The 388-nt window shown below is 51.3% G+C and carries 1 protein-coding gene; it reads right to left on the reverse strand.

Features of this window, described 5'->3' with window-relative positions; all coding sequences use genetic code 11:
• Window positions 1–228, reverse strand: a 228-nt coding sequence (locus tag ACTFO6_RS17905) for a histidinol dehydrogenase (protein WP_439935765.1), incomplete at its 3' end; no start/stop codon positions are given.
• Window positions 229–388: the final 160 nt, after the last annotated feature.

Consider the following 388-nt stretch of genomic DNA (forward strand, 5'->3'; position numbering starts at 1 on the left):
TTCGATGTCGCGCTTGGTCTCCGCCGGTATGTCCCGGGTGCGACGTTCCACCTCCTCGGGGCTGACCAGGATCTCGCCAGTCCAATGGTCGAGCTTCCGGGCGTATTCGCGCACCGCTTGCTCGCCACGCCGCTCGATCTCGGCCAGCATCTTACCCACGACTTTTTGGGCGGCGCCGGTTTCCGTTTCGGGAGTCTTGGATGCCTTTTTGAGGTATTGGATAGCCATGAGGAATGGGCCTTGTATCTGTAATCGATTACAAAATATTTGGCGAAGCAAGGGGATTTGTCAAGTCAAAAATATGGAACTTGCTACGCAATAACAATTTATTATTGATGGGAGTCACTTATCGAGAGGGTAATGGGTTGTAATCGATATCATAAAATGC

The sequence above is a fragment of the Pelomicrobium sp. G1 genome (assembly GCF_051905455.1).
In the GTDB taxonomy this organism is placed as follows: domain Bacteria; phylum Pseudomonadota; class Gammaproteobacteria; order Burkholderiales; family UBA6910; genus Pelomicrobium.